The organism is Mucilaginibacter sp. 320_HR, from assembly GCF_059691875.1.
In genome coordinates this window covers 120,571-140,093 of the sequence record NZ_JCAWAI010000006.1, presented here as the reverse complement: position 1 = coordinate 140,093, position 19,523 = coordinate 120,571, and the positions used below count along the sequence as shown (strand labels likewise).

Sequence of the window (19,523 nt, the reverse complement as noted above, 5' to 3'; positions counted from 1 at the left end):
TGCTGATGTTTTAATAGCACAAAGAAAGGCTTAAAGCACCCGGCCTGAAATGGCAGCTTTGGGGGAATGATTGTACTATTTGCGGTAACTCTCCCGAAATGCAAGCGGCGTAGTACCTGCCGCTTTTTTAAACAGCTTGGAAAAATAGGTGGGATCCGGATAGCCCAGCAGATGCGCTATCTCTTTAACGTTCATGTCGCCATAGTACAGCAGCCGTTTAGCTTCCAGCATAACCTCCTGCATTATCCAGTAGCTTACCGGCAGGCCCGAGGTTTTACGCAGCGCTTCGTTCAGGTAAGTTTCAGAAATATTGAGCATAGCCGCGTAAGCCGAAGGGCTTTTTACTGTACGGATGTTTGCTGCCAGCAGGCGTTTAAATTGCTGCGTTATTTGCACCGGGCGCGATGGCTGCTCTCTTGGCCCGGTATGCAGGCAATAACATGAAGCAGCCATCCCCAGGAAAGATTGCAGCAGCGAATGAACTACCGGCAGGTAAAATGGTGACCCGTCCTCGTTTTCATACCTTTCCGTAAGCAAACGCAGCGTTCCGCTGCATTGCGCAAGTTGTTGTGGCGATACCATGTGCGGCTGCTGAAAAGGCAATTGATCGTCAAACACGGTGCGATAATCCTGCGCAACCAGCATCGGGTCAATGGCGATGAACCATCCGCCTGCCTTTTCCGCTTCTATCCTTTTATGCACCTGTCCCGGCAAAATATAATATAGCGCCGGCGCAGTAAAGTACATGTCCCTAAAATCAACCATTAACGAGGCGTTGCCCTCATCCAGCAAAAAGAAAATGTAATGGTCATCCCGGTGGATGCCAAGCGCTTGTACTTCGTCGGTGTCTACTTCTCCCGGCGCAAAGTAGCTTATCTCTAACCCGGTTACGGCCCTGGCCTGCAACTGATGAATAGGGATATCTTTCATACGGCTAAATTAAAGCAATTACCACGCATAGCGCCTTATTTAATTGCAATATCGACTTTGCAATAACAACATTAACGGCCCTCCATAAGCAAATACACCTCCAGCATGTAACTGGCTTCGCCCAGGGCGGCGTGAAAATCTTCCCACTCACAATTGGTAAACGTGAATTGTATATCGTCAGCAGGGGTACGCATCACCATCCGCTCCTCCCCGTCAGGAAACGGAAAAGAGTGCGCTTCAAAGTCAAGCTCGACCGAAAAATCCTTGAATTGCGTGAACTGCAGCGGCGAAAAGCTAAGGATAAGATTGTGGTTCCAGATGAAAATACACTGACACTCGGAGCACCGGCTAATTACCGATGCCCCTTTATGGCTTAAAACTTTTGCGTCGCACATAGGTAAATGGTGTTAATTTGTGCCCGCTGCAACGGCGCCCCTCACCCACGAAGGTTGCCTTTACAACAGAACTTAAGCTTTTTGGCCGCTGGCTCACCACAAAGAAAAACCTTATTTAGAATAAATCCAAATAAAAATAAGGTTTATATTTTAGTACGCACGCAAAAAAGGCCCTGCAGAAGTTCTGCAGGGCCTTAGATATATATTAAGGGGATCTTAATTCTATTGCATTAGTTTAATAAAATCATCAAAAAGGTAGCGGCTGTCGTGCGGGCCGGGAGAGGATTCCGGGTGATACTGCACCGAGAATGCCTTTTTGTCTTTAACGCGGATACCTTCTATCGATTGATCGTTAAGGTTTATGTGTGTAATCTCCACCTTATCGCTCGCGCGCACTGCTTCGGGCACTACACCAAAACCATGGTTTTGAGAGGTTACTTCGCAATGGTCAATAATCACGTTTTTAACCGGGTGGTTAAGGCCACGGTGCCCGTTAAACATCTTCCTGGTAGGGATATCGTTTGCAAGTGCTAACAACTGGTGACCGAGGCAAATCCCAAACAGCGGCTTATCGGCATTTAAAATTTCTTTTACCGTACTCACAGCGTACGGCATTGCAGACGGGTCGCCGGGGCCGTTGGAGATAAAGTAGCCCGATGGTGCAAAATCTTTCTCCATCTCCTCAAAGGTGGTTTTCGCCGGGTACACTTTAGCAAAAACATCGCGGTCATCAAAGTTGCGCAGGATGTTCTTTTTCACTCCAAGGTCAAGCACGGCAACGCGGTACTTAGCATCTTCGTTACCAAAGGTGTAGGTTTCTTTTGTAGACACCTGTGATGAAAGCTCCAGGCCATCCATAGACGGCACTTCATCAAGCTTTGCTTTCAGTTCATCAAGGTCCAGTATCTCTGATGATATAATGGCGTTCATGGCACCTTTATCGCGTATATGGCGCACCAGCTGGCGGGTATCAATGTCTGATATCGACACGATGTTCTGCTGTTGAAAATAATCCTGGATAGACTCATTTGCCTGCTTGCGGCTATAGGCGATGTTATAATTCTTACAAACCAAACCTGAAATTTGTATCTGTGCCGATTCTACTTCCTCGGTATTGATACCATAGTTACCTATGTGAGCGTTGGTGGCAACCATAATCTGCCCAAAGTAAGATGGGTCGGTAAATATCTCCTGATACCCGGTCATGCCCGTGTTAAAGCAGATCTCGCCTGTGGTAGTGCCGATCTTGCCGGCAGCTTTACCATGGAAAACGGTGCCGTCGGCCAGCAATAAAATAGCCGGAAGCTTGGTGAAATGATTCATTTAGCAAAAAGATTGAAAGGGTGAACGGTCCGGATCTTGTGGCTCGAAGCTCCGTAAGAATAAGCTGGAAGAATGAAGTTTTGCACCTCTTTATTCACGGCGCAAAGGTATTGTTTTCTTGCAGAAATTCACAGAAAAATGAAATTTATCCGCTAATACAAACAGGTTTATTTATCCGCAGCGCTTTTGCCCCATACGTAAGTAGTGCGCAAACAATGCGTGCACCAGTAAGGCCTTACAGACAGGAAAGGAAAAAACGTTTTTAACCAGTAGCTGCGTTTAGCACGGTCGGTATAGTTCATAGCCTTATTGCAATACATGCAATGTATAATCTTAGTATCCATGAAGTGTGAAATACGATGAGGCGTATTTAATTGGTTTTTGCAAAATAATAATTATTTGGCAGTGTGCAAACCCACACTATTTACTGCAAAGGAAATTCGGATTGAGTTTCTACCTTTGCTTGTATAAACACCATATACCCAATGTCGGTAAATAAGGAAATTAAGCGCATTACCACGCACACCCTGCAGGCAATGCGCAACAAAGGCGAAAAGATAGCGATGCTTACCGCATACGATTATTCTATGGCTACTATAGTTGATGCAGCAGGCACGGACATTATATTGGTAGGCGACTCGGCATCCAACGTAATGGCCGGGCACGAAACCACCCTGCCGATAACCCTCGACCAGATGATCTATCACGCATCGTCGGTAGTGAGGGCCGCTAAGCGGGCGCTGGTAGTGGTCGACCTACCTTTCGGTTCTTACCAAGGCAATTCAAAGGAGGCGCTGGCGTCAGCTATCCGCATTATGAAAGAAGCGGGCGCCCACGCTGTTAAGCTGGAAGGCGGAGTTGAGATAGCAGAGAGCATCAGCAGGATACTAACTGCAGGTATACCAGTAATGGGGCACCTGGGGCTTACGCCACAATCGATCTATAAATTTGGCACCTATACCGTTCGCGCTAAGGAAGAGGCCGAAGCTGATAAACTGAAAGAAGACGCATTAAAACTGCAGGAGCTGGGTTGCTTTGGCGTTGTGCTTGAGAAGATACCATCAAAACTTGCCAAAGAGGTTACTGAAAGCCTTAGCATACCTACCATAGGCATTGGTGCAGGGCAGCATTGCAGCGGACAGGTATTGGTGATACACGATATGCTGGGTATAAATAAGGGCTTTAAACCGCGCTTTTTACGCCAGTACGCCGGCTTGTACGACGTAATGCACAATGCTATTGGTAATTATGTATCTGATGTAAAGGGCAAAGCGTTCCCAAACGAAAAAGAAGAGTATTAATCTCTTGCCGTTAGTACAGCAACATTTAAAAGCGTTCACATCAGTCCAGAATTGTACATCTAAATTCTTAAACAGAATTGGCCAACATTGTTCCAAAATACGTTAACCACGAGATAACTGATGCGGATATCCTTTACGAGGATAACCACTTAATTGCTGTGAACAAACGCGCAGGCGATATTGTGCAGGTTGATGAAACCGGCGACGAACCGCTGGACGAGAAGGTTAAGAAGTACATTGCAAAAAAATACAACAAGCCAAACGGCGCTTTCCTGGGTGTAGTGCACCGGCTGGACAGGCCCGTAAGCGGTGTAATCCTGTTCGCCAAAACCAGTAAAGCACTGGACAGGATAAACAAAATGTTCAAGGGCCGCGAAATGCACAAGACCTATTTTGCTATTGTACGCAACCGCCCCAATCCTGAAACCGGCAACCTGGTACACTGGCTCGTAAAAAACTCACAAAAGAACGTAACTAAAGCACATGATAAAGAAGTTGCAGGCAGCCTGCGGTCTGAACTGAACTATAAACTAGTCGGCGAACATAACGGCTACTATGTAATAGAGGTCGACCCAATAACCGGTCGCCCCCACCAGATACGGGTACAACTGTCTACCCTGGGCTGCCCTATTGTTGGTGATAACAAATACGGTTATCCGCGTGGCAGCCTTCGTAAAAGCATTTGCCTTCACGCGCGACGCCTTCAGTTTATTCACCCCGTAAAGAACGAACCTGTAGTTATCGAGGCATCGTCACCGAAGGATGGCTTCTGGGAGAAGTTTGAGCAATGGATAAAGTAACCGATAGCAAATACCGAAATCTCTGGCTAACTTTGCAACGATGAATCTGAAAGGAATTTACCGGGCGATATTGATAATTGTTGTACTGGCATTAAACATCGGCTGCGACCAGGTTTCTAAAACCATTGTACGCCAAAAGATGCGCTACGACGAGCCGATTAGCTTTGTAAATAACCACTTCACGCTGATAAAAATAGAGAACACCGGCGCGTTCCTGAGCCTGGGCGATAAATTGGCAAATCCATACAGGTTCATACTATTAACACTACTGCCGGTGCTATCCCTTTTGGCTGCGGTGGTTTACATCATCATTAAAACCAATTTCAACAGGATAACTTTAGCTGGAATCATATGCGTTGTGGGCGGTGGTATAGGCAATATTTACGACCGCATTATGCACGGCTCAGTTACCGATTTCATGCACATCCGCTTCGGCATCTTTCAAACAGGCATTTTTAACGTAGCTGATGTATCCATTATGGTTGGCATGGGTCTTATCCTTCTTGATGCCTGGGTGCGTCATAAAGAAGAAAAAAAGCAAGAGGCAGTTACCTCATAGATATCCTTCTTATCCTGCCAAAACGCCTTTTATTCAGTTTAATTAGGCTTCTCTTGTCAGCCATCAGCCACAATAATATGGGCATGTTCATCATTGAATCTAAAAACGTATCTTTGCGGTAATTAAAAGCCGTTCATTACGGTATCATACCATTTACTCTTCATATTCTACTGATCGAAGCATCAGCATTACGATACAATACAATTACATGTTATTTACAGATCTTAAATTAATCGAGCCTATTTTAAAGGCTCTGCAAACAGAGGGTTATACCAGCCCAACCCCAATACAACAACAGGCAATACCATACATACTACAAAACCGCGACCTGCTTGGCTGCGCGCAAACCGGTACCGGTAAAACAGCGGCCTTTGCTATTCCTACCCTGCAGTTATTATACCAGGACAGGCAGCAGCACCGCGAACAAAAAACCATAAAAACGCTTGTACTCACCCCCACCCGCGAACTGGCTATCCAGATTAGCGAGAGCTTTAGTGCTTACGGGCGCAACACCGGATTAAAAAACCTTGTAATATTTGGTGGTGTATCGCAAAACCCGCAGGTTGATGCTTTACGTCGTGGCGTAGATATATTGATAGCTACTCCCGGCCGCCTGCTAGATTTAATGCAGCAGGGCTTTATCAGCCTACAGCACATCAAGATACTTATCCTGGACGAAGCCGACCGCATGCTGGACATGGGCTTTGTTAATGATGTAAAAAAGATCATCGCTAAAGTACCTGCAAAAAGGCAGACGCTTTTCTTTTCGGCTACCATGCCTAAGGAGATCCAGCACCTTGCAGACAGCATCCTGAACAACCCTGCACGTGTGGAAGTTGCACCTGTATCCAGCACGGCTGATACAATACAGCAGTCGGTTTACTACGTAGAAAAGAACGACAAACGAGGCTTGCTGCTGCACGTACTAAAAGACAAAACCATTAAAACCGTACTGGTATTCACCCGTACCAAGCATGGGGCAGATAAGGTGGTAAAAGACCTGGTTAAGGCAGGCATCACTGCCGAGGCTATACACGGTAATAAATCGCAAAACGCACGTCAGCGCGCGCTTACAAATTTTAAGAACCGTACCACACGTGTACTTATTGCTACTGATATTGCAGCACGTGGTATTGATATAGATGATCTTACGCACGTTATCAACTACGAGCTACCAAACATACCGGAAACTTATGTACACCGTATTGGCCGTACTGGCCGTGCAGGTGCAAGCGGTATTGCATTCTCTTTTTGCGATGGCGAAGAAGAACTGGAATACCTGAAGGACATTCATAAGCTGATTGCTAAGCAAATCCCTGTTGAAGAAGGGCACCCTTACCCTGTAAGTATGGAACTTATAGAGTCGCGCATGAATGGTAAACCCATCAGCATTGCAAAGAAAGGCAGTGCAGGCGGCGGATCTGGGCGCAGCAGTCGTAGTAATGGCAATGGCGGCGGTAATCGCAGTGGCAGGAGCAGCCGCAACGGCAATAGCCGTAATGGTGGTAGCAGTAGCAGCAAGGCGGGCGGCAGCAGCGGCATGAGCGGTGCAGCCAAGTCAGGTCGCAGGTACTAAAAAGAATATATTTTACGCCAGTATACGTTTCCTGATACGGGATAACGATACTGGCGTTATTCCTAAAAAGTTTGCAATATAGTGCTGCGGCATACGCTGCAATATATCTTTACCTGTTCGCAGGAGTTTAAGATAGCGCTCTTCGGGCGTGTGGGTGATGAAATCGCTCATACGTTCTTCGTAGCAAATAAGATAATGCTCTGCAATGAGGCGACCGAAGCGCTCCATCTTGTAAGCCAGCATCGGGTTATTAACCATCAACTGGAGATTGGCGTGGCTAATGAGCAATATGCGGCTCGGCTCCAATGCCTGTATATAGTTGAGGGCAGGTTCACGTGTCAGAAAGCTCTTGTACGAACTTGCAAACTCGTTCTCAAAGCTGAAGTAGCCGGTGATCTCGACACCATCTTTAACGAGGTAATATCTTACCGAACCTCGCAAAACAAACCCGATGTGGTTGCAAACCTTTCCAGGCTCGGCAAAATGCTGCTTTTTCTTAAGATTAACTACCGTAAGGTGCTGGGTAAAAACAATCCACTCAGCCTCGTTAAAATCGACATAACGTTTAATGCTTTCGCGGAAGGCGTCTAACTCAGCCGACGTTAGCGCATCCATATCCTATCAAGTAAAAAGAACCCTGCAAATACCACGCTGGCAATGCCGTTTGTAGTCATGAACGCGATGTTCACCCGGCTCAGGTCATTTGGTTTTACCAGCAGGTGCTGGTAAACAAGCATGGCGCAAAAGAATGCTATTCCGATGTAATACAATAACCCTACGTTAGTATAAAATACAGGCATTAATATAAATATAGCCGAGCATACATGCAAAAATGTAGATAGCCTGAGTGCATTTACCTTGCCCATCCATGCGGGTATAGAATGCAGCTTTTCGTTACGGTCAAACTCCTCGTCCTGCAAAGCATAGATGATATCGAAACCGCTTACCCAGCACAGTACCGACAGCGAAAAGAAAACCGGCGTTAGCGCGAAAGCACCTGTAACAACCAGGTAAGCACCAATTGGCGCTAACGATAGGCCAGCACCCAGCACCATGTGGCAAAGCGCTGTAAAACGTTTGGTGGCGCTATAACCTAACACTACCAGTAACGCTATTGGCGAAAGATAAAGGCAGAGCGGGTTGATGAACCACGTCATCAGGATGAATAAAGCGCAGTTAACCAGTGTAAAGATCAATGCAGCAGCAGGGCTTATCCGGCCTGCGGGTATGTCGCGTTGCTTAGTGCGCGGGTTCTTTGCATCGATATTCCGGTCCAGGTATCGGTTAAATGCCATTGCCGAGTTGCGGGCAAATACCATACAAAGCAGCATCATTACAAGTTTCTGCCACTCGAACTTATGGTCTGTAGTAGTAACAGCCAAAAAAAAGCCGATAAATGCAAATGGCATTGCAAATATGGTATGAGAAAAAGTTACAAGCGAAAAGTATTTCTTCATGTGTAATCTCCCCTCTTGAGAGGGGCTGGGGGTGTGTTTTCTAACTTTTTATTTGTCAATATTAAAACCTTGCGCCTCTATGTGCATTTCTATGGTTCTAAATACATTCAGTATATCTTGCCTTATCTCCATTTCAGTAAAACGCAGAACGGTCAAATGGTATTTGGCAAGTTCTAGGATCACGACTAACGTCAGATGCATGCTGTTCCTCGTTGTTGTGGTAGCTGCCATCAATTTCAATTACCAAATTTAACTCATAACAATAAAAATCTACAATATAATTCAGCAGCGGTTTTTGTCGGTGAAAATCAAAACTGTAAAACTTCTTATTTCTTAATTCCTTCCACAGCAATATCTCTCCAATGGTGCTTTCATTTCTTATTTTGCGAGCTAATAACTTTAGTTTAGCATCGTAGGGAATTATTCTACGCTTCATTAATAACCGTTTATTAACACACCCCTAACCCCTCTCAAGAGGGGAAACACCAAAAAACACGTACATACTTCTATTTATAATGCTCCCCATCAAACTTGGGGGGAGTAAAGTTTTTGTTAATGTCGTTTATAAATCCAAGCACTTCATCACGGCCCAGCATGGTTTCTGATGAGGTTACAAAGTAAGGAGGAGCCTCTTCGAAGTAGCCCAGCAATGCCTTCCTGAATTTAGCAACGTTTTGATCTGTTTTAATGCTGCCCTGCTTATCAGCCTTGGTAAATACGGTCACAAATGATAAGCCCTTTTCGCCCAACCAATTGCAGAACTCCAGATCTATCTTCTGCGGATCGAGTCGGCTATCTATTAACACCATAACGCATTGCAGGCTCTCGCGTTTATCAAGATAGGTACGTATAAATTTGTTCCAGTCCTCTTTGTTGCTTTTAGAAGTGCGGGCGTAACCATAACCCGGCAGATCGACAATATACCAGGTGTCGTTAACCAAAAAATGGTTGATAAGCTGTGTTTTGCCGGGAGTTTGTGACGTTTTGGCCAACCCTTTCTTTTGGGTAAGCATATTAATGAGCGACGACTTCCCTACGTTAGACCTTCCTATGAAAGCATACTCGGGTTTTAACGGTAGCGGCAACTTGGATATTTGGGTATTGCTGCAAATGAAATCGGCGGTCTTTATTACCATTATGCAAAGGTAGGGTTTTACATTTTAATATAACCTTAACCTAAATGCCACGTGCTACTTACTACGCTGGGTTGACTGAAGCTTTGGGCTGATAATTAAATTTGATTTACCTTTACGTTATGCACAGTCACGATCATTCGCACGGACACCATCACGATCACGCCCCCAAGCTGGACCACCTTAACGCGGCGTTCATCTGGGGCATAGTACTAAACTCGGCGTTCGTTATTATAGAGGTGATCGCCGGGCTTATCAGCGGATCGCTCTCCCTGCTAACGGATGCAGGTCACAACCTCAGCGATGTGGCATCTTTGGCCCTGGCGCTGCTGGCATTTAAGCTGGCTAAAGCAAAATCTAACAGTACGTATACATACGGTTATAAACGCTCTACCATCATTGTATCTTTTTTTAACGCAGTCATATTGGTAGTTGCAGTAGGCTTTATAGTTTACGAGGCGGTAATGCGGTTTATCCATCCCGAAGGTGTGGCCGGCACCACAGTAGCATGGGTAGCTTTTGCAGGGATAGCCATTAACGCGTTTACCGCATGGCTGTTTGTTAAAGATAAAGACACCGACCTTAATGTAAAAGGCGCTTATATGCACATGGCGGTTGACGCTATTGTATCGTTTGGTGTGGTGGTATCGGGCGTGGTAATATATTTTACAAATTGGTATTGGGTTGATAGCGCCGTAAGCATCATCATCGGTATCGTTATCCTAACCGGTACCTGGAGCCTGCTGAAGGACAGCCTGCGGCTGGAGATGGACGGCGTGCCAAAGGAAATGGACCTGTCCAAAATAAAAGCTGAACTAAAGAAAGCCAAAGGCGTGGTAGATGTACACCACATGCATGTTTGGGCATTGAGTACCACCGAGAATGCGCTAACAGCCCACCTGGTAATGAAGCAGGAAGACATGGTGATGTTTGACGATATAAAGCACGATCTAAGGCACCGGTTAGAGCATCTGTCCATAAGCCATAGCACCTTTGAGCCTGAATTTGAGGATGAAAAGTGCGAACAGCCAAAGTGTTAATGATAATTATTAAATTGCTATCCATTTAACACCCATGAAACCAACCTCCCGCCGTAAATTCATCGCTACCGCTGCAACTGTTGCCGCGGGTACCGCAATAGTAAACGCAATGCCCACAATAAATATGGAAAGCAAATACCCAATAGTACATCATGTATTTTTCTGGTTGAAGAACCCCGGTTCGGTAGAAGACCGCGACAGGATAATAGCCGGATTGAAGACCCTGCGTAAGATAGAGACCATTAAAGAACTGCGCATAGGCGTTGTTGCAAGCACCGAAAAACGCGATGTAGTAGACAACAGCTGGGCAGTATCTGAACTGATGTTCTTTAAAGACCTGGAAGGCCAGGCTACCTACCAAAGCCACCCTATACATCAGCAGTTCATAAAAGATTGCAGCCACCTTTGGGAAAAGGTGATCGTGTATGATGCGAAAGAGGTGTAGGCTTTAACGCTCTGCAAAAACCATTAAATAAAAAGCCCCGTCAAGAAATCTGCCGGGGCTTTTTGCTTGCTTTATCAGCTTACGCTTTCTTGGCGGGAGCTTTCTTAACTTTTGCTTTTGGAGCTTCTTCAGCAGCAGCTTCAGCAACAGGTGTTTCTTCTTTTACAGGCTCAGCAGCTACCGGCTCCTCTGCAGCTTGAAGCGCTAAGGTTGGGTCAGCCTCGTTAAACAATGGCATGTCCTTTAAGATCAGATACCAGTTAATGATCTTTTTGATGTCAGACGAGTAAACCTTTTCCTCATCGTGATCAGGAGCAACTTCGTAAAAGAACTTGCGCAGTTTATTGCCGTCGTCTTTCACTGAAGGCACAGTGGTGCTCTTCATCGCTTCAAAAATATCTACTAATTTGATGTCACCTTCCATCCCGAAGATGGTGATCTCGGCCAGTGCCGCCAGCTTTGCAGTTGATAGATTTGCAATCAGCTTGGTCTTCTGCGCGTCGAGGCTTTCCAGTACATAACCGGTTTTGTTTTGCGCAAGCGCTCTCCATAAACCCGGCTTTCCTGATACCGCAACTATTCCCTGTAAATTCATGTTTAATTGTTGTGAGTAGCCACATTAAGCGTGTTAAAACGCTTAATGTTTCCTTTACTGTCTTATTCCTCTATTACGTCTACACCTAAAATTTTATCGCCCTGGCGGATAGCGTCAACTACTTCCACGTTCTCTATAACTTTACCAAACACGGTGTGGTTACGGTCGAGGTGAGCAGTGTTATCGCGGCTGTGGCAGATAAAGAATTGTGAGCTGCCGGTGTTACGGCCAGCGTGAGCCATTGACAATACGCCACGGTCATGGTATTGGTTGTCGCCGGTCAGTTCGCAATCGATGCGTTTACCCGAGCCACCTGCACCTGTACCAGTAGGGTCGCCACCTTGTATTACAAAGTTAGGGATAACGCGGTGAAACGTTACGTTATCATAGAAACCTGATTTGGCCAAACCTAAAAAGTTAGCCACAGTATTAGGCGCATCTTTGTCATAAAATTGAACGGTCATGTCGCCCTTTTCGGTTTTGATTATTGCTTTGCTCATTGTTATTAATTTAAACAGGTGGCAAAGGTAGGTATTTTGACGGGATTGGGAAAGTTTGAGTTTCAATACAGTTACACCAATTTGGTTATCGTAATACATTATCCTTTTATTCGTTACATTTGAATATCAGCATCTAAACGTGAGTAAAAACAACCCTTGTAATAACTTTCGGTCCGCCACTAGAAAACTTCTTTTAGCTTTTGCCTTTTTGCTTTTAGCTCAATTCACACGGGCATCATCCATTCTCATCCCAATGGATGAGGAGCAGAAAGACCATCTGAAATCATACGGTATTGCGTTTTGGGTGCTGAAGAACGGCGAGGAAGTGGACTGGCTGCTTAATTATCGCGGCGGCAGCTTTATAACCAAGTACGGGCAAAAACTGGAAGAGGAATGTAAAATACGCGGTATTAGTTATGAGGTAATCGCCGATGCTCGGGTGAACGAGATATTAAAAGAGGTGACTGACCCATCTGTTAACATGGACCTGGTTAAACTGCAGAAGGCGCCTAAAATGGCAGTTTACTCACCAAAGACCAAGCTGCCCTGGGATGATGCCGTTACCATGGTGCTTAAATACGCCGAAATCCCTTATGATGTACTTTACGACGAGGAGGTGATAAAAGGCGACTTGCCAAAGTACGACTGGCTGCACCTGCACCACGAGGATTTTACAGGACAGTTCAGCAAATTTTATGCAGCTTACCGCTACGCGCAATGGTACAGCGATGATGTTAAGAGCCAAAACGCATTAGCAAGAAAGCTGGGCTTCCAAAAGGTGTCTCAGATGAAACTAGCAGTTGCTCAACACATACGCGATTTTTGCGCCGGAGGAGGGTTCCTGTTTGCGATGTGCAGCGGTACCGACACCTTCGACATTGCCCTTGCTGCGGCAAATACAGATATATGCGGCCCTATGTTCGACGGAGATGCAGCAGATCCTGGAGCACAATCTAAACTGGATTTTAGCCAAACTTTTGCTTTTCAAAACTTCCAGCTGGATATGAACCCGGAGTCGCACCAGTTTGCCAATATTGATGTAACACCAACCAGGCAGGTAGAACGCACTCGGGATTTCTTTACCTTATTCGACTTTTCTGCAAAGTGGGATGTGGTGCCCAGCATGCTCACGCAGGATCATGATAAAGTAATTAAGGGCTTTATGGGGCTTACAACTGCCTTTAATAAGAACCGCCTTAAACCGGGTGTAACTATAATGGGTGAAATGAAAACCGGCAACGAAGCGCGCTACATACATGGGGAATATGGCAAAGGTCAGTGGACGTTCTACGGAGGCCACGACCCTGAAGATTACCAGCATGCTGTTGGCGACCCGCCTACGGATTTAAAGCTCCACCCCAACTCGCCGGGATACCGTTTAATTTTAAATAACGTGTTATTCCCTGCAGCAAACAAGAAGAAACAGAAGACTTAATTATAAAACGTCCATGCTATGCCAAACTTCAGGATAGCGTTCTGCTGAGGATAACGATTGACTGTATAAAAACCACGGCTAAAAAGCCCTTGGTTTGCGTAGTCGTACTGAACAAATATGTTGGTGCGTTGCAACGTAGCCTTGTAGAACACACTTGCAATTGGGTAGGATGAGAATGTAACATTAGCACCATTATAAAACTGGCCCAGCCCTACTGCATAAGATGGTGCAGTGTATTGTGTGTTATATCTTACCGATACTCCATACTCTGATTTCAAAACATTGAATAATGTTGAGTTATGGTAAAGGCTACTATAGGTATAAACTTCTGGCGTGCGTAGCACATTTTGGTTATCTGTTTTTTGATAAACTATATAGTTATCAAAATGAAACTTGTGCCAGGTAAGGTTCTTACCTAAACTAAGCTTAAGCATATTTATGCTGCCTCCAAACTGCTGCGGACTAACATCCACTCCGCCGTTAGGCGAGGCAAAATAAAGGTAGTCGGTTACTAAAAAATATTCCGCCTTCAGATCCAGCCGCAACGCGTCGTTTACGTAGTTAAAGGACAGATTGGTTACCTTCTGATTATCAAAATCGTTGTGAAAGATATAATGGTTACTTATCCAATCATTATAAATAAGTCCCGGAGAGCTGCTTTGCAGGTATGCACCCAATACTATTCGCCCTGCTTTTCTGCCGCCCGCAAGGGTAAGTTTAGCATCGTACAAAAGGTCACCAAAGTTGCGGCCCTGTACTATCTGCCTGATGTCGCCATCCAGGTTTATTCGGTCGCTAAAGCGGTAACCAAGCTTGGCTTTAAGTGTAATGTTCTGAAAGGATTCGTTTTGTACTCTTGATGGCTTTAACACTTTTCTGCCAAACTCGTTTATAACCGTATCGCTCACAAACTGCGAGTATTTGTAATAATCCTGTGCCAGGCCAACATCCAGTTTTAGTTCATTCTTTACCAGGCTGGTTGTTTTACCCCGAAGGTAAAAACTGTAAGAGAACTCATTCTGCAGGTGTGTAACGTTAAGTGAATCGCGTGAATGGGCTGCGCTGAAGAAATAATCGGGGAACACACCGTAAGTATCCGGCGAGTTTTGCAAATAGTTGTACTTACGTGTGTTGTAATAAAGCGTATAAGCCACGCGCTGGGTAGGGAGCACGTTTGTAGTTGCAAGGCCTTTTTTCAGCGTATCTATATGCCCTATGTAATAAGATTGCTTTACATATATCCCTGTATTACGCCAGTTAGTATAGCTGCTCGGAAGACGAACAGGCTCAGTTGTTTTATCAAATGAAGATGCTCCTGTGAAAATATCGTCACGTACAAGCGAACCTGTTTCCGGTGTTTTTAAGTTATTGAATAATATATTGGCCAGGAGGTTGTAACGCTGGTTGACCGAGTGATACCAGGTGAACACTCCGGCATTCAACCCGCTTACGTTTTGGCTTAATACATTGTTACTGCTGTAAAAACCTCTTGAGCCGTTAAAATTCAGCAAAAAGCCGACATTCCAGTTTGGCTTAACGTTTTGTGTATGCAGCGCCTTAAAATACTGCTCTACACTGCTGCCAAAGGTGCTTGATAAAGAAAGCAGCGTGTAAGGCGCCCGCGCATTGTAGTAGTTTAAGTCCTGCGGATTTACCAGGTAGGCGTCCAAAGCATGCATACCTTCGTCAAAACCTATTGTTTTGCGCGGATTGAACAACAGGTCGCGTTGAGGCGTTCCCAAGTAGCCTAAGTGTATCTTTGGATTACGGGGTTGATTTAACGGACTGTAATTCTCGAAATTTACCAACCCGGTATCCAGCGGAAAAAGCTGGGTGCTATCTGCCAGGAGTCTTTCGTTGGTCACCTTTATAAACTTAGAGGTGAACACCACAGAATCTTTTTTATTCTCCTCCCGTTTGCGCAGCGAATCGATGTTATCCGACCCATTATTGCGTCTGACATTACGTGATGTATCACGGCTATAAACAGGTTCACGCGGCGTTTGGCCGGGGTAAGTAGGGCGCACCTGCGCGGTAGCCTTTCCTGCCGCAGCAAAAAACAAAAGAAGTAACAGGTATCTAATCTTATGCGCCATTAAAGCCCTGCTATAAGTTCTTTAAGTATTTGCGTCATTTTTGGCTCAGCCTCGCGAGCCACAGTCAGTATCTCTTCCAATGAAACCGGAGTCAGCTCCTCTGTAAAACCTTCGTCTGTTAGTACCGATATAGCAAAAACGGGCAAACCCATATGGTTGGCAACAATTACTTCCGGCACAGTGCTCATACCTACGGCGTCGCCGCCAATAATACGGAGGTATCTATATTCTGCACGAGTTTCCAGGTTAGGGCCTGTAACAGCCACGTAAACACCTTTATGGCAGGTAATATTATTTGCCGCAGCAATGCGAAGTGCTTTCTCTATCAGCTCACGTTTATAAGGCTGGCTCATGTCGGGGAAACGCGGACCAAGTTCGGTGTCATTCCTGCCTATAAGCGGATTCATGGGCTGCAGGTTAATATGGTCGTCAATTACCATAAGGTCGCCCTTTTTTATTGCGGGGTTAAGCGAACCACTCGCATTGGAAACAAACAAGGTTTTTATCCCCAGCATCTTCATCACCCGCACAGGCAATGTTATCTGCTGCATGCTGTATCCTTCGTAATAGTGCAGCCGGCCTTGCATTGCAACTACCTTCTTCCCGGCGAGTGTACCGAATATCAGTTTACCGGAATGGAACTCCAGGGTCGACATAGGAAAGTCGGGAATATTGCTGTACATCAGCTGCTTTTCTACCTCTATTTCCGACACCAAACCGCCCAGTCCTGTGCCCAGTATAATACCGGCTTCCGGCTCAAAATCACTAATGCGTTTCTTTATATAATTAGTTGTGTTCTGTATACTTTCTAACATAATTCAAAATTAATTTATCAAACTCGTGCCCGCTGTTATCCAGAAATTTAACGCCTATGGGCAACACGCTTATGGGCAATTTGGCAACGGCCGGGGCCAGGTCACGTACACCTAAACGCTGCGCATCTTTTTCTGTTGTGATGATCACCTTTTTTTGTGAAGGGCAGGCATTAAAAGCATCGGCAAGTTTAGCGATATTTTTCAACGTAAACTGGTGATGGTCGGCATAATTATGATGAACAATGTACTGTGTAAAGGTTTTCAGGTGAGTGTACAACGGGATTGGATTAGCAATACCGGTGAGCAGGAACACAGTGGTATCCGCATCAATTGTATCTTGAATGGCATTACCGTGAATATCCTGTAAAGGCAAATAGTTAATGGCCGAAAAGAATAACGGCTGGCCATGGTGAGGAGCTACGCGGTAGTAACACCTGGTTTTCTCCTCTTGAGTAAGATGTGAAGGACATTTACTGATCACAAACATATCGGCGCGCCACTTGCCGCTAAAAGGTTCGCGTAGGTTACCGGCGGGTAACAAGAGGTTTGGGTCGAAGAGTTTATTGTAGTCGAACAACAATATGCTCAATCCGGCCTTTACTCCACGGTGCTGAAATGCATCATCTAATATAATAACCTCATGATCATCCTTTAGCTTATCTATACCGGCAGCACGATTTTCGCAAACAGCTACAGTAATGTCTGCAAATTTGTTGTTAAACTGTGCAGGCTCATCGCCTATCTCTGCAGGCGAGCTGGCTGCATTTGCTAAAACAAAGCCCTTTGTTTTTCGTCCATAACCCCGGCTTAATGTTGCTAGTTTATGGCGATTTTTCAACAAACGCACCAGGTACTCCGTCATAGGACTTTTACCTGCGCCGCCCACATCCAAATTGCCAACGCTTATAACAGGCATATCAAACTCCCGGGATTTGAAGAAGCCCGCGTCGTAGCACCAATTGCGTACAACCACTGCAACTCCGTAAAGAAGTGAGAATGGTAATAAAAGCCAACGCAGGTACTTCATAAGATGGGTAAAGATAGAAAAAGCCCGTTTATCTGCTATGCAATGCTGCGACAGTCCGTCTTTGCACAGCATGTTTATTGCATTTTAATTAACTTAGGCATCGTTGATCAATTATAATGAAGAAAATACTTGTCTTGCTGCTGCTGGCGGCACCATCAATCATCTATGCGCAAACCGATGAAAAACTCACCGCTAAGCTTAAAGAAGCAGTAGCAGGTTTTCACGGGCAGGCAGGCATTTACGTGCATAACTTAAAAACGGGCAAAACTGCGGGTATAAACCCAGATACTCTTTTTCCTACGGCAAGCATGATTAAGGTAAGCATACTGGCCGGCGTGATGGATAAAATAGAACACGGTGAACTTAAATATAATCAGAAACTTGCCTATCGGGATTCCCTTTTATATGCCGGTGAGGATATCCTCGGGTCATTTAAAGACAAAGACACCATAATGCTGAGCAAAGTTACCATGCTGATGATCACCATGAGCGATAACACCGCAAGCTTATGGCTGCAAAAACTGGTGACTGGTCAGCACATCAATAACTGGCTGGACAGCAACGGATTTAAAAGTATGCGGGTAAACTCGCGCGTACCCGGCCGCGAAGCAATGCAAAAGCGGTATGGCTGGGGTGTAACAACTCCGTGCGAAATGTGCAAGCTGTTTACCATGATACGCGACGGCCAGGCAGTTAGCCAGGCAGCAAGCGAGCGTATGTACCGTACGTTAAACCGTATTTATTGGGACGAAAAAGCCTTGTCGCAAATACCGCCCTATGTACAGGCAATCTCAAAACAAGGAGCTGTTGATGACGCGAAATCTGAAACCGTTTTGGTGAATGCACCTCATGGTGACTATGTTTTTTCTATCACAACAAAAAACAATACCGACCAGCGCTGGACGGCTGACAACGAGGCATCACTGCTCATCAAGAAAATATCAGCTATGTTGTGGCATTACTTCGAGCCAAAAAGCGTTTGGAAACCAGCGCCCGGAGTAGACAAGTATATGTTAAACGAGTAGCCGCTACTTCAGCTCCGCAAGCAGCCCTTCTGCATCAAGCCGGCGTGTATACATAGTGAGGTTACCTGCATCATCCAGAGGCCATTGATCCCTCGGGCGATCCCAATAAAGTTCAACACCGTTTCCATCCGGATCATCCAGGTATAAGGCTTCCGATACACCGTGATCTGAAGCGCCTGTGAGCGGGTAACGTGCGTCTATCAGCCGCTGTAAAATTGCAGCGAGGTCCTTTCGTTCAGGATAAAGAATTGCCGTATGATATAATCCTGGCGCACGCTCAGGAGCAGGACCTGCACCTTTGCTATGCCAGGTATTTAGTCCGATATGGTGGTGATAACCGCCGGCTGATATAAATGCGGCCTGGTCGCCATACATCGTCACCAATTCAAAACCAAGCAGATCGGAATAAAAAGCCATTGACCTCTGCAGATCGCTTACTTTTAAATGTACATGGCCGATACGGGTTTGTGCCGGAATTTTATAATCGCTCATTGTTATTGTTTTAACAATATAAAGGTAGATGTTTACCCACCCAAAAACTGCAATACGTATGTAAATAAATGTTTAAACATTTATTATTGATGATGATATGGCTCTCCTTTGATGATGGTGTAAGCTCTGTACAATTGTTCAACAAAAAACAACCTTACCATTTGATGCGAGAAGGTCATTCTGCTTAAAGATAGTTTGTCGTTCGCCCGCTGATAAACAGACCCATCAAACCCGTAAGGACCGCCCACCACAAACACCAGGTTTGCCGATGATGATACCGCGCGTTTATTCAAATAGTTGGCAAACTGCACGGAAGTGAACTCCTGCCCCGCTTCATCAAGCAATATAAGATGGTCGGTTGCATTCACCTTTTTTAGTATCAGCTCCGCTTCTTTGGCTTTCTGCTGTTCTTCGGTAAGCGCCTTCGTATTCTTTAGCTCGGGCAAGTCTATCAGCTCCAGCTTAGTATAATGTTTTAACCGTTTAACATATTTGTCTATACCATCTTTAAGGTAAGCATCTTCGGTTTTGCCGACGGTTATAAAAGTGATCTTCATTTCGCGCAGAAATGTTAGCTAT

At 45.3% G+C, this 19,523-nt stretch carries 23 protein-coding genes; 8 read left to right on the top strand and 15 right to left on the bottom strand.

Going from position 1 to position 19,523, the window contains the following annotated elements; all coding sequences use genetic code 11:
- Positions 1 to 75: 75 nt before the first annotated feature.
- The 4 genes from AC59GT_RS19390 to AC59GT_RS19375 all read right to left on the bottom strand — a co-directional run bounded on the left by AC59GT_RS19390 (position 76) and on the right by AC59GT_RS19375 (position 2,992).
- Positions 76 to 930, bottom strand: a complete 855-nt coding sequence (locus tag AC59GT_RS19390; protein ID WP_497239190.1) for a helix-turn-helix domain-containing protein — start codon at positions 928 to 930, stop codon at positions 76 to 78.
- Positions 931 to 1,001: 71 nt separating this feature from the next.
- A complete protein-coding gene (locus AC59GT_RS19385; RefSeq protein ID WP_497239189.1) occupies positions 1,002 to 1,325 on the bottom strand; it encodes a DUF6686 family protein in 324 nt (107 codons plus the stop codon).
- A gap of 222 nt (positions 1,326 to 1,547) precedes the next feature.
- On the bottom strand, positions 1,548 to 2,648 hold the full coding sequence (gene carA / locus AC59GT_RS19380; RefSeq protein ID WP_497239188.1) for a glutamine-hydrolyzing carbamoyl-phosphate synthase small subunit: 1,101 nt from the start codon (positions 2,646 to 2,648) through the stop codon (positions 1,548 to 1,550).
- 167 nt (positions 2,649 to 2,815) lie between these two features.
- Positions 2,816 to 2,992 carry a hypothetical protein gene (locus AC59GT_RS19375; protein WP_165852040.1) on the bottom strand — a complete coding sequence of 59 codons (177 nt, stop codon included), beginning with the start codon at positions 2,990 to 2,992 and terminating at the stop codon, positions 2,816 to 2,818.
- A 141-nt stretch (positions 2,993 to 3,133) separates the two neighbouring features.
- Here AC59GT_RS19375 and panB point away from each other — a divergent pair, with 141 nt between their 5' ends.
- The 4 genes from panB (at position 3,134) to AC59GT_RS19355 (ending at position 6,884) form a co-directional block, all read left to right on the top strand.
- Complete coding sequence (gene panB, locus AC59GT_RS19370) at positions 3,134 to 3,949, top strand: 3-methyl-2-oxobutanoate hydroxymethyltransferase (protein ID WP_497239187.1); 816 nt, start codon at positions 3,134 to 3,136, stop codon at positions 3,947 to 3,949.
- Between the two features lie 77 nt (positions 3,950 to 4,026).
- Positions 4,027 to 4,749 carry an RluA family pseudouridine synthase gene (locus tag AC59GT_RS19365; RefSeq protein WP_497239186.1) on the top strand — a complete coding sequence of 241 codons (723 nt, stop codon included), beginning with the start codon at positions 4,027 to 4,029 and terminating at the stop codon, positions 4,747 to 4,749.
- A 40-nt stretch (positions 4,750 to 4,789) separates the two neighbouring features.
- Positions 4,790 to 5,308 carry a signal peptidase II gene (gene lspA / locus AC59GT_RS19360; RefSeq protein ID WP_497239185.1) on the top strand — a complete coding sequence of 173 codons (519 nt, stop codon included), beginning with the start codon at positions 4,790 to 4,792 and terminating at the stop codon, positions 5,306 to 5,308.
- A gap of 208 nt (positions 5,309 to 5,516) precedes the next feature.
- Positions 5,517 to 6,884, top strand: coding sequence for a DEAD/DEAH box helicase (locus AC59GT_RS19355; RefSeq protein WP_497239184.1), 1,368 nt, complete (start codon positions 5,517 to 5,519; stop codon positions 6,882 to 6,884).
- Positions 6,885 to 6,896: 12 nt separating this feature from the next.
- On the opposite strand, the gene AC59GT_RS19350 is transcribed toward AC59GT_RS19355, so the two are convergent.
- From AC59GT_RS19350 to yihA, 4 genes are all read right to left on the bottom strand, one after another.
- Positions 6,897 to 7,499, bottom strand: a complete 603-nt coding sequence (locus tag AC59GT_RS19350; protein WP_497239183.1) for a Crp/Fnr family transcriptional regulator — start codon at positions 7,497 to 7,499, stop codon at positions 6,897 to 6,899.
- Positions 7,487 to 8,341 carry a UbiA-like polyprenyltransferase gene (locus AC59GT_RS19345; RefSeq protein ID WP_497239182.1) on the bottom strand — a complete coding sequence of 285 codons (855 nt, stop codon included), beginning with the start codon at positions 8,339 to 8,341 and terminating at the stop codon, positions 7,487 to 7,489. Before AC59GT_RS19345 ends, AC59GT_RS19350 begins: the two co-directional genes overlap by 13 nt.
- A 133-nt stretch (positions 8,342 to 8,474) precedes the next feature.
- Positions 8,475 to 8,777, bottom strand: a complete 303-nt coding sequence (locus tag AC59GT_RS19340) for an endonuclease domain-containing protein (protein ID WP_497239181.1) — start codon at positions 8,775 to 8,777, stop codon at positions 8,475 to 8,477.
- 70 nt (positions 8,778 to 8,847) lie between these two features.
- Positions 8,848 to 9,477: a ribosome biogenesis GTP-binding protein YihA/YsxC gene (gene yihA, locus AC59GT_RS19335; protein WP_497239180.1), complete on the bottom strand. Its 630-nt coding sequence runs from the start codon at positions 9,475 to 9,477 to the stop codon at positions 8,848 to 8,850.
- 119 nt (positions 9,478 to 9,596) lie between these two features.
- Between yihA and AC59GT_RS19330 the strand changes: the two genes are divergently transcribed.
- On the top strand, positions 9,597 to 10,514 hold the full coding sequence (locus AC59GT_RS19330; protein ID WP_497239179.1) for a cation diffusion facilitator family transporter: 918 nt from the start codon (positions 9,597 to 9,599) through the stop codon (positions 10,512 to 10,514).
- A 34-nt stretch (positions 10,515 to 10,548) separates the two neighbouring features.
- Positions 10,549 to 10,959: a Dabb family protein gene (locus tag AC59GT_RS19325; protein WP_497239178.1), complete on the top strand. Its 411-nt coding sequence runs from the start codon at positions 10,549 to 10,551 to the stop codon at positions 10,957 to 10,959.
- 79 nt (positions 10,960 to 11,038) lie between these two features.
- On the opposite strand, the gene AC59GT_RS19320 is transcribed toward AC59GT_RS19325, so the two are convergent.
- Positions 11,039 to 11,554: a DUF5606 family protein gene (locus AC59GT_RS19320; protein ID WP_497239177.1), complete on the bottom strand. Its 516-nt coding sequence runs from the start codon at positions 11,552 to 11,554 to the stop codon at positions 11,039 to 11,041.
- Positions 11,555 to 11,616: 62 nt separating this feature from the next.
- Positions 11,617 to 12,054 (bottom strand): peptidylprolyl isomerase, encoded by a 438-nt coding sequence (locus AC59GT_RS19315; protein ID WP_497239176.1) that lies wholly within the window; start codon positions 12,052 to 12,054, stop codon positions 11,617 to 11,619.
- 253 nt (positions 12,055 to 12,307) lie between these two features.
- On the opposite strand from AC59GT_RS19315, the gene AC59GT_RS19310 reads away from it, so the two are divergent.
- Positions 12,308 to 13,489, top strand: a complete 1,182-nt coding sequence (locus AC59GT_RS19310; protein ID WP_497239175.1) for an asparagine synthetase B — start codon at positions 12,308 to 12,310, stop codon at positions 13,487 to 13,489.
- Here AC59GT_RS19310 and AC59GT_RS19305 read toward each other — a convergent pair.
- From AC59GT_RS19305 to lpxK, 3 genes are read right to left on the bottom strand one after another with little or no spacing between them, the layout of a single operon-like run.
- Entirely contained in the window at positions 13,486 to 15,585 is a 2,100-nt protein-coding gene (locus AC59GT_RS19305) for a putative porin (RefSeq protein WP_497239174.1), read from the bottom strand. The two genes, AC59GT_RS19310 and AC59GT_RS19305, sit on opposite strands and share 4 nt — an antisense overlap.
- Entirely contained in the window at positions 15,585 to 16,400 is an 816-nt protein-coding gene (locus tag AC59GT_RS19300; protein ID WP_497239173.1) for a purine-nucleoside phosphorylase, read from the bottom strand. Before AC59GT_RS19300 ends, AC59GT_RS19305 begins: the two co-directional genes overlap by 1 nt.
- A complete protein-coding gene (lpxK, locus tag AC59GT_RS19295; RefSeq protein ID WP_497239172.1) occupies positions 16,372 to 17,499 on the bottom strand; it encodes a tetraacyldisaccharide 4'-kinase in 1,128 nt (375 codons plus the stop codon). The genes AC59GT_RS19300 and lpxK overlap by 29 nt, the downstream gene beginning before the upstream one ends.
- A gap of 44 nt (positions 17,500 to 17,543) precedes the next feature.
- On the opposite strand from lpxK, the gene AC59GT_RS19290 reads away from it, so the two are divergent.
- Positions 17,544 to 18,452, top strand: coding sequence for a serine hydrolase (locus tag AC59GT_RS19290; RefSeq protein WP_497239171.1), 909 nt, complete (start codon positions 17,544 to 17,546; stop codon positions 18,450 to 18,452).
- A gap of 3 nt (positions 18,453 to 18,455) precedes the next feature.
- On the opposite strand, the gene AC59GT_RS19285 is transcribed toward AC59GT_RS19290, so the two are convergent.
- Positions 18,456 to 18,944 (bottom strand): VOC family protein, encoded by a 489-nt coding sequence (locus AC59GT_RS19285; protein WP_497239170.1) that lies wholly within the window; start codon positions 18,942 to 18,944, stop codon positions 18,456 to 18,458.
- 83 nt (positions 18,945 to 19,027) lie between these two features.
- Positions 19,028 to 19,501, bottom strand: coding sequence for a 23S rRNA (pseudouridine(1915)-N(3))-methyltransferase RlmH (gene rlmH / locus AC59GT_RS19280; protein ID WP_497239169.1), 474 nt, complete (start codon positions 19,499 to 19,501; stop codon positions 19,028 to 19,030).
- Positions 19,502 to 19,523: the final 22 nt, after the last annotated feature.